At 33.9% G+C, this 9,374-nt stretch carries 7 protein-coding genes; 1 reads left to right on the top strand and 6 read right to left on the bottom strand.

What is annotated here, in order from left to right:
• The 4 genes from A9G32_RS11625 to A9G32_RS11610 all read right to left on the bottom strand — a co-directional run.
• Positions 1-358 (bottom strand): hypothetical protein (locus A9G32_RS11625; RefSeq protein ID WP_065640679.1); only part of this gene is annotated, 358 nt, incomplete at its 3' end.
• A 390-nt stretch (positions 359-748) separates the two neighbouring features.
• The gene (locus A9G32_RS11620; protein ID WP_065589143.1) at positions 749-2,209 is read right to left on the bottom strand and encodes a DASS family sodium-coupled anion symporter; all 1,461 of its coding nucleotides are present in this window, start codon (positions 2,207-2,209) and stop codon (positions 749-751) included.
• 256 nt (positions 2,210-2,465) lie between these two features.
• Positions 2,466-3,431, bottom strand: coding sequence for an FAD:protein FMN transferase (locus tag A9G32_RS11615; RefSeq protein ID WP_065589144.1), 966 nt, complete (start codon positions 3,429-3,431; stop codon positions 2,466-2,468).
• Positions 3,432-3,460: 29 nt separating this feature from the next.
• Positions 3,461-6,232 carry a flavocytochrome c gene (locus tag A9G32_RS11610; RefSeq protein ID WP_065589145.1) on the bottom strand — a complete coding sequence of 924 codons (2,772 nt, stop codon included), beginning with the start codon at positions 6,230-6,232 and terminating at the stop codon, positions 3,461-3,463.
• Between the two features lie 520 nt (positions 6,233-6,752).
• Here A9G32_RS11610 and A9G32_RS11605 point away from each other — a divergent pair.
• Entirely contained in the window at positions 6,753-7,805 is a 1,053-nt protein-coding gene (locus A9G32_RS11605; RefSeq protein WP_065589146.1) for a dihydroorotate oxidase, read from the top strand.
• A gap of 178 nt (positions 7,806-7,983) precedes the next feature.
• On the opposite strand, the gene A9G32_RS13745 is transcribed toward A9G32_RS11605, so the two are convergent.
• A complete protein-coding gene (locus tag A9G32_RS13745) occupies positions 7,984-8,121 on the bottom strand; it encodes a DUF454 family protein (protein WP_442902946.1) in 138 nt (45 codons plus the stop codon).
• A gap of 105 nt (positions 8,122-8,226) precedes the next feature.
• Positions 8,227-9,309 carry an IS481 family transposase gene (locus tag A9G32_RS11600; protein WP_065589147.1) on the bottom strand — a complete coding sequence of 361 codons (1,083 nt, stop codon included), beginning with the start codon at positions 9,307-9,309 and terminating at the stop codon, positions 8,227-8,229.
• Between the last annotated feature and the right edge of the window lie 65 nt (positions 9,310-9,374).

Genomic DNA, 9,374 nt, shown 5'->3' with positions numbered 1-9,374 from the left:
TTCTTATTATAGGTGTTAATGTAAAACAATCTGTTAATGGTGCACTATCTAATGCCCAGTAATTAATTAAATCCTCATAATTCTTATAATTGTTAAAAAGAATATTGAAAACCTTTTGAATAACTTTATCATTAGGGTTTAATCCCGAAGAAATTAAATCGTTACAAACATCAAGAGATAAAATCATTAATTCTTTTTTTTCTATTGAAGAATATCCATTATATAGATATGCAAAAATATATTTATTTAACCAATATTTTGTTCTATATTGATCTGGTAACTCATAAGCCCAATCCTGAGTAAATCGATCGCCATATGGCAAATTAAGGTCATCACATAATTTTTTAATTATTTGCATGTTATCCTCAAATTTTCAATTTAAAAATGATGAATTAAATGGAGTTGATATTCGTACTGATGCACCAAATTTCACAACTGCTCTTGCCATATCAAGGGAAATATTATCTCACTAAGTAAATAGTCTCTTTTTTCTCTACTCATATTTTTACTAGATGACCATGATATTTAGTCAGCTTATCCAAATAGCGGATAATTATTGGTAAGCTGACCGCAATATCAATACCTAACACTTCACAATTAAAGCCATTTTATTACATTGAATGTTCTGAAATGACGTTAATTTCTACTACCATCACTTATAAAATTCATTGATTAAAATTCACAGTACCTATAACTTTTTTAATGATTCAAGGTGGAATATGTATTATATTAGAGGATAGTTACACAATTAATCCAGACCTATTATCTTCCACCATAAAATTCCAACAGTAAATACGATAATTAGATTTACAACACTACAAATAAACCCAACTTTCCACCAAGTTTTTACTGGTACAAAACCTTCGGCAAATAATAGTGGATTTCGAGCATTGGCAAACTGTGTAATTGATCCAAAGTAGTTAGTACAAATAACCAACGCAAAAATTGCAGTTAGAGTTGGTACACCTAAGGCAATAGCGATCGATAGGAAAACGGGAAATAATGCAGCAATATGAGCATTTCCACTTGCAAAGAAATAATGTAAATAAACATAGGCAACACATAAAATAACTAATACTAATACCCAACTACTTTCACCTAAATGACCTTGTACAGCTCCACCTATTGTGTCCCCTAACCATTTTGTTACACCAAGTTTATTAACTTGCCCCGCCATCATAAGTAATGCCGCAAACCAAATTAATGTGTCCCAGGCAGCTTTTTCTCCTTTTATATCATCCCAGCTTAATACACCAGTTAAGATCAAAATAGTTAAGCCAATAAACGCAGTAGTTGTTGAATCAATACCGAAATTTTTACCAAAAATCCAAAGCGCTAACAAAAGTACAACAGTAACGCCCATAATGATTTCTTTAACAGTAATTACCCCCATTTTCTTTAATTCTTCAGCCGCTAATTTTGGCGCTTCTGGTGTTCTTTTTAATTCTGGATTAGTCAGAAAGTAAATCACCAAAGGTATCACAACGAATGAAACTAAACATGGCGCAATTGCTGCAACAAACCATTGGCCCCACCCTAATGTAATACTTAATGATGTTGTAACTAATTTAGCTGCTAATAAATTTCCTGTAAATGCCGTTAGAAACATTGCCGAGGTGATATCATTTACATGGCTAATAGTTAGCATTAAAAAAGTACCTATGCGATTTCTTGATTCATCCTTGGGATTGGATTTAAAATTGATTGCTAGTGCTTCCGCTATTGGATAAATAACGCCGCCAGCACGTGCTGTTGTACTTGGAATAGCTGGTGCCAATGCAATATCAGTAACGGATAAACCATAAGCAAGTCCTAAGGTATTTTTACCCAAAATTTTAACAAGATAATAGGCTATTCGTTTACTTAAACCTGTTTTGATAAAACCACGAGCGATCATAAAGGCAATAACAATTAACCAAATAAGACTACTATTTAATTCGCTTAACGAGATTTTTATTGACTCAGTCGCTGTTGTTGCACCAGATGGTCTCAATACAGCAAAAACAGTAATTGCTAATAGACCAATTGCGCCAATTGGCATTATTTCGGCAACAATACTGGCAATTGTTGCAACAAAAATGATGCTGGTTTGCCAACCCTCTTGACTAATACCTTCAGGTGGAGATACAAACAACCAAAATATCGCTGAAATTACCACAATAACGATAAGTGGCAACCATTTTACTGGTGGTTTCTTTACTACGCTCATAATATTTTCCTTTTTAACTTAAATATTATTTAATTTATAAGATTTAATTCAGTGACAATAATACTATTCTTTGTTTGGCTATTATTTATAATTGCTCATGTTTGTATAATTAAAAAAAATTCAATAAAATCAATAGCCCACCTGAATGTTTTTTGTGAAAAGACCTATATATTAAGTCATTTACACAAAAAAAAATTCATAAAAAATAATAAAATTATATCGTTAACTAAAATCGCATTTATTGCAAATTGAATAATTAATCTATTTTTATAGTGTATTGAGTATCGGTTTTTTGAAAACTAAAGTTATCAGGATTTATTAATGCTATAGTTTTATTTTTTAGCAAAAATATGGCTGATAAATTTTGATTCTTTCGCAAATACGCCTTACTTTTCTCAATCCCCCATCCATAAAAAACAGTCGAATAAATATCGCCTTCTAATGAAGAATCTGAAATTATTGTCACACTTTCAAGTTCGTTGTCCAACGGATAGCCTGTTTTGGGATTAAATATGTGATGATAAAGTTTATTATTTTGCATAAAAAAGCGCTCATAAATTCCCGATGTGACAACTGATTTATTTTTAACTTTAATAACGCCAGACAGCTCATCACTAATTGAAAACGGTTTTCTTAATCCTATATTCCAATAACCACTTTGTTCTGTTAAACACTCACCTAAAGTTAATACATTTCCACCTAAGTTAATAATACCTTGATACACTTGATTTTCGAGTAAAACCAATTTGACAATATCAGCAATATACCCTTTAGCAATTGCACCTAAATCAATTTCCATTCCAGTTTTTTTTAAAAAAACGGAATGTGTGTTTGTATCAAGTTCGACATTTTTAGGATCAATTAACAATAGTTGTTGTTTTATTAATTCAGCAGATGGTACTTGATAACCTTGGAAACCAATCTTCCAAAGCTTAACTAATGGGCCAATAGCAAAATTAAAGCAACTATTGAAATACAGACTGACTTTTTGAGCTTGTTCAATTAGGGAAAAAATAGGTTGACTCACTGTCACTGGGTGTTTACCCGCAGCTAAATTAATTGACATAACTTCTGAAAATAGCCGGTTAACAGTCAATTTATCCTCAAGCATTTTAATAATTTGAAAAACAGTGTGTGCAATGGCTTCATTTGGCTCTAAAAGCGTTAATGACACCGTTGTTCCCATTAAAGTTTGAGAATATTCATATCTCGAACACACCATATTAAACAAGCTCAGCTAGTTGTAATAATTTAATTTTTAATATAATCAGCAGCTTTTTTACCCGCTTGTCTACCAAAAATAATGATATCAGCAACAGCATTGCCACCAATACGGTTAGCACCATGTACACCGCCAACAACTTCGCCTGCGGCAAAGACCCCTTGGATGATATTTTTATTAGCATCTAGGACTTGTGTTTGGGTGTTGATTGTCACTCCCCCCATGGTATGGTGAACACCTGGTGCGATCTTTATTGCATAAAAAGGACCTTTTTCTATTGGATGACGTATACCTGTTGTTCGACCAAAATCCTTGTCTTGTTTGGTAATAGCAAACTGATTATAACGCTTTACAGTTTTAGTTAATGTATTAGTATCAATTGATAATTTTTGTGCTAATTCCTCAATTGTATTTGCTTGTGATACAAGTTCATTTGAAACATATTCTTCCACTGCTTTGTTTTCATTACGGACTTGCTGATCAAATAAGATATAAGCATAGTGCTCAGGTAATTTTATAATCTCAGCTGAAACTTTATCTCTTGTATCAAGTTCATTAACGAATCGTTGACCATTTTGTGATACAAGTATTGCGCCTCCACCTCGAATCGATTCAGATATTAAATAAGATGTTGTTTGTTCAACCGTTGGGTGGATTTGAATCTCTTCCATATCAACGGTTCCTGCACCAAGTTTTTCCAATAACATAATGCCTGAACCAGTAGCGCCTTTGTGATTAGTGGTGACAAAACCTTTAAGATCGGGTCGATATTTTTCAACCATTGTGGTATTGGCACTAAACCCACCAGTTGCAATAATAACTACTTTTGTTTTTATTACGTGATTTGAGCCATCTTCTTCTGAAACTTTAACACCAACCACTTTATTATTTTCTGTCATAATTTCAGTAACTACAGTATCAAGCATAACATCAATACCACGCTTATTGATGTTTTTAACTAGGCCACTAATTAAGAAACCACCTACTGCAGCACCACTTTCAGGACGGTGAGTTCGATCAATACTCATTCCACCAGTTGTTGTAATACCACTTAATTCAATTCCATTTTCATCTAACCAATCAATGGCATTTGGTGCATTTTCAACAAAATAATGTAATAAATCAGGGTTATTTTTATTTTTTCCGCCTGTCATCGTTTCGTTATAAAAGAGTTCTTTACTATCTGTAATACCTTTGAGTTTTTGGAATTTGGTTTCTGCCGCATTCATACCAGCTGAAGCTTTATTGGTATTACCGCCAATTACAGACATTTGTTCAACAATAACCACATTTGCACCAAGATCATGAGCTTGGATCGCTGCAGTAAGTCCTGCACCACCACTACCAACAACCACAACATCAAAAGATTGGTCATTAGGATCACCACCTTCCGCAAGAATCGCTTCTTTGTTAGATTTGGCTATTGCTTTGGTCACAGCTTTTTTGAAGGCTTCGCATTGGGTTGTTGCGCCAGAAATGGTATCAACATGAGGGCTATTTGAATCAATAATTCTATTTTTAATGATCGAAAAATTATCTAGAACGTTATTATCAAACTCTTTAGCATTTACCAATTCCATGTCTTTTATGAAGTCTTTAGCTAATTCCACATTAATAAGGAATTCGTAAGATTCGTCATTAACTTTTTCTTGATAATTTCCCGGTTTGAATTTTTTAATATTAAGATTCACATCACGAATTAAACTTTCAACGAGAGAAAAATGCCATAAAGGTTCTGGGATATTCAGATCTTCACGTTTATCACTATTAATAAATAGCTCTAGTTTTTCACCTTTCTTTATGCGACTAATCCAATCAGGATAAGCAATGCAAGCTCGACCAACCGCAACTAAGTCATAGCCATTGTCGATGGCACTATCCAAATCACTTTGGTTAACAACATTACCAACACCTACAACAGGAATTTTTGATAAAATTGGTGAACGCGTCGCAACAAATTTTTTAATTAATGGAGTTGGATCTTGAGTATCAACAATCGATGATCTAAGCGTTGTTCCCATTGAGAAATGGACATAATCAAGCCCTTTTAGGGCCAATTTTTCAAGCAAATACATTGTGTCATCAAAACGAATGCCTGGGATTTCTAATTCTTCTGGAGAAAAACGATAACCAACGATAAACTCTGGGGATGCATATTGCTTTACCATATTATGAGTGATATCTAAGACGGCTAAAGGGAATTGAGTACGATTATCACGACTTCCCCCCCACTTATCATCTCGTTGATTTGAATTTGGTGAATAGAATTGCTGAATAAGGTAAGTATTTGCACCATGAATTTCAACACCATCAAATCCAGCTTGGATAGCGCGTCGCACTGCTTGGCCAAATTTTTCGATCATTTCATCGACTTCATCAGCGCTTAGTGCTACTGGTATTGCTGCACCAGGGCGTGGTGCTGCAATTGCACTTGGCCCCACAGGCGATTGTCCACCAATTAATTTTGGCTCAACCATTCGCCCTCCATGGTAAACTTGAATTACTGCTTTGGAGCCTTTTTCTTTGATTGCCTTCGCAATCTTTGCTAATCCTTCAATTTTGTCATCACTATCTAAACCAATTGCACCAGGAAAAGCTAATCCTTTATTATCAACAAATCCACATTCAACAATAATTGTCCCTATTTCACCAGATCGTACACGATAATATTCAATTAGATCTTGAGTAACTGAACCATCATAAAAACCAGAACAAGTTGTCATTGGGGCCATCATTATACGATTTTTTAGTTCAACGCCATTAGGTAGAGTTATCGGACTAAAAATATGTTCATTTTTCATTTTTATATACCTACTCACTAGTATTTAAGCTTTTTAATTATGATAACATTAACAATAGTTACTCTCCACATGGATTATCTATATTAATAACAACAAGTATCATTTTTTAGACAGAAATTTTTTTAGTGTTATTAAGCAATTATAAAATTATCACGATAAATAGGATAAGATCATGCTTATTTTGGGTATTTTAGAGAGATTATATTGGCGGATCTATGATTTAAAATCTAGAAAAAAATACTATAACCTTTTCATTTAGTTAAATATTTTTATGATTTTTATATTGAACTTTAATTTTATTCAGATAAAATGTGTACAAATTTACACAATAGAGAATAACTTGATGTTTTTAATTCCAATTGGCAGTTCTGAATCTACCCATCTTTCTACTCTCTATTGTTCCTATTTCTTAATCCTCCTTATGGAGGATTTTTTTTGGCTATAAAACCTTATTCATTTTATTTTTATTACAACTTAATACCCAACTTCACTTTAAGAACATGCATGATCAGGAGATAGTATGGAATCTTTAACACCTTTTTATAATCCTTCTATAAGCTACGAAGATAATTATGCTCAAGGACCATTTGGGCTTTTTACACAATTAGATAAAGCTGAGCAAATCCCAACAAAATCTTCAAAATTTTTAAACCATGACGTTAATTTACCATTTGGTATACCGGCAGGTCCTTTATTGAATGCAAACTACATTAAAGCCGCATTTGCCTATGGATTTGATTTATGCGTATATAAAACAGTTCGAACAAAACTACATAAATGCCATCCATTACCGAATGTGTTATCAGTTCATCCTAAAGGTAAATTATCGTGTAATTTAGATACAGTATTAGCTGATACTGCTTACAATCAACCTCTATCAATTACCAACTCTTTTGGGGTTCCTTCTTTTTCTCCAGATATTTGGCAACCAGATATGGCTGATGCAGTAAAATCTGCAGGTCATGGGCAATATGTAATTGGTAGTTTTCAGGGGACGCAAAGCAATGAAGCAATAGAAAACGATTATGCTTTAGCTGCAAAATTAGTTAGAGAAACCAATGCGCCTATTCTTGAAGCAAATTTAAGTTGCCCAAACGAAGGAGCAAGTAAACTACTTTGCTTTGATATAGATAAAGTCGAACGAATTGTTAACGCTATTAAAACAGCTGTTCCTGATCGCCCACTTATTTTAAAACTAGCCTATTTCCCTGATGATGAAAGGATCGTTTCTTTATTGACTCGTGTCGGTTCTATTATCGACGGCTTAAGTGCAATTAACACACTGTCAGCTAAACCAGTTGATGCTAGAGGTAATCCTGCCTTAGGTGAAAATAGAAAAGAAGGCGGTGTCTGTGGAGATGCAATTCGTTGGGCTGGTTTAGATATGGTAAGTAGATTAGCTAAATATCGAAAAGAAATGGATCTAAAATTTGTTATTGTTGGTGTTGGTGGTGTTAGTTCTAGTGAACATTATCGTCAGTTTATTGATAATGGCGCCGATGCTATCATGAGTGCTACAGGTGCCATGTGGAACCCAATGCTTGCTATAGAAATTAAGAAAAATCTTAAATAAAATTATTTACAGTTAGGCTCACATTTGTTACAGGGTAACTTACCCTGTAATTTTTTACTGCCTATATACCCTACTGCATTCTTAATTTTTCCTAAAAAAATAAAATAAAAGGTATTTACAATACAATTAAGGCCATTGCTAACATTTCAAACAAATTTATTTTTGTTGCTTTCTTTTTTTATATATAAGTTTGATAGTAATGATTATCAGTAAAATAGCTATAAAGACGATCTGAGATATTGTTCAAAAAATAGGTCGTTAATAAATAAAAAAGCACTTTTGGTAGGAGCGGCACGAAAATACTAACTGTCCCAATAAAAATGAAGCACTACCTATAATTATAAAAAACCATTTTTTAAACATTATAAAATGTGACTTAGAAAGGTTTGTAGTAGCTCAAACTTAATCTGACAGACACATATTACTCATCGGTCTTCATTTTAACAAAATGCGTGTCCGATGAGCAAAATAAATTCTCCAATTGCTTTTCCTTAACCAACCCTCTTGCATCATTCCATGTTTGCCATGGTGTCTTCCCATAACAATATTTTCCAGAGTGTGCTCTTTCTCGATTGTAAAACTCAAGCCATTGCTCAATATCGTTTTGTATTTCACTCAATTGCGTGTAAATCTTACGTCGAAATAAAATATCATAACATTCTGTTTTCATCGTCTTATGGAATCGCTCACAAATACCGTTATTTTGTGGGCTGTAGGCTTTGGTCTTGGTGTGTTCAATATCTTCTAGATTAAGATAAAGTTCATAAGCATGGCTCTCCTTATGGCCATTATATTCCGTCCCTCGGTCGGTAAGAATGCGTAAAAGTGGCACTTGTTCGCTGTCAAAGAAAGGAAGGACTTTATCATTGAGCATATCGGCAGCAATCAGACTGTTTTTCTCTGTATAGACTTTAGCAAAAGCGAGTCTGGAATAGGTATCAATAAATGTTTGTTGGTATATTTTCCCTATGCCTTTAATGTGTCCTACATAATAGGTATCTTGTGCACATAAATAACCCGGATGATGTGTCTCAATTTCACCATGCGCTTCTCGTGATGCTTTGGCTTTTTCAAGGGTCTGTAATTGATTTTCCGTGAGCACACATCCTTCTTGTGCCACTTTGGTTTCTAGGGCTATTATGCGTTTTTTAAAACTTTCTAAATCATGACGTAGCCAAATAGAGCGTACACCACTCCCTGACACCATGATGCCTTCTTGGCGGAGTTGATTGGCAACTCGATGTTGCCCATAAGCTGGATATTCATAGGCCATATTGACAACGGCTTGCTCTATATGTGGCTCTACCCGATTTTTTTCGATAGGCTTTTTACGACTAATTTCTTGAAGCGCAAGCTCTCCCCCTTGCTCATACAGTTTTTTAAAGCGATAATAGCTATCTCGACTGTATCCCATGAGTTTGCAAGCTTGTTGAACGTTACCGAGTTGTTTAGCTAATTCTAAAAGTCCTAATTTAGGTTTAATAATTTTGGCAGTTTGATTCATTTCTGACTCTCCTTTTGTGTTATAAAATAACTCAAACGTCAGATTAAGTAAAGACTATTACAAAT

Source organism: Gilliamella sp. Gris3-2, assembly GCF_001690345.1.
GTDB classification, from domain to species: domain Bacteria; phylum Pseudomonadota; class Gammaproteobacteria; order Enterobacterales; family Orbaceae; genus Gilliamella; species Gilliamella bombi.
Note: the sequence above shows the minus strand (reverse complement) of the source record. Positions and strands in the feature narration are given on the sequence as shown.

Coding starts and splice junctions, on each gene's coding strand:
- A9G32_RS11620 (WP_065589143.1), bottom strand. CDS start 2,209: ATGAGCGTAGTAAAGAAACCACCAGTAAAATGGTTGCCACTTATCGTT.
- A9G32_RS11615 (WP_065589144.1), bottom strand. CDS start 3,431: ATGGTGTGTTCGAGATATGAATATTCTCAAACTTTAATGGGAACAACG.
- A9G32_RS11610 (WP_065589145.1), bottom strand. CDS start 6,232: ATGAAAAATGAACATATTTTTAGTCCGATAACTCTACCTAATGGCGTT.
- A9G32_RS11605 (WP_065589146.1), top strand. CDS start 6,753: ATGGAATCTTTAACACCTTTTTATAATCCTTCTATAAGCTACGAAGAT.
- A9G32_RS11600 (WP_065589147.1), bottom strand. CDS start 9,309: ATGAATCAAACTGCCAAAATTATTAAACCTAAATTAGGACTTTTAGAA.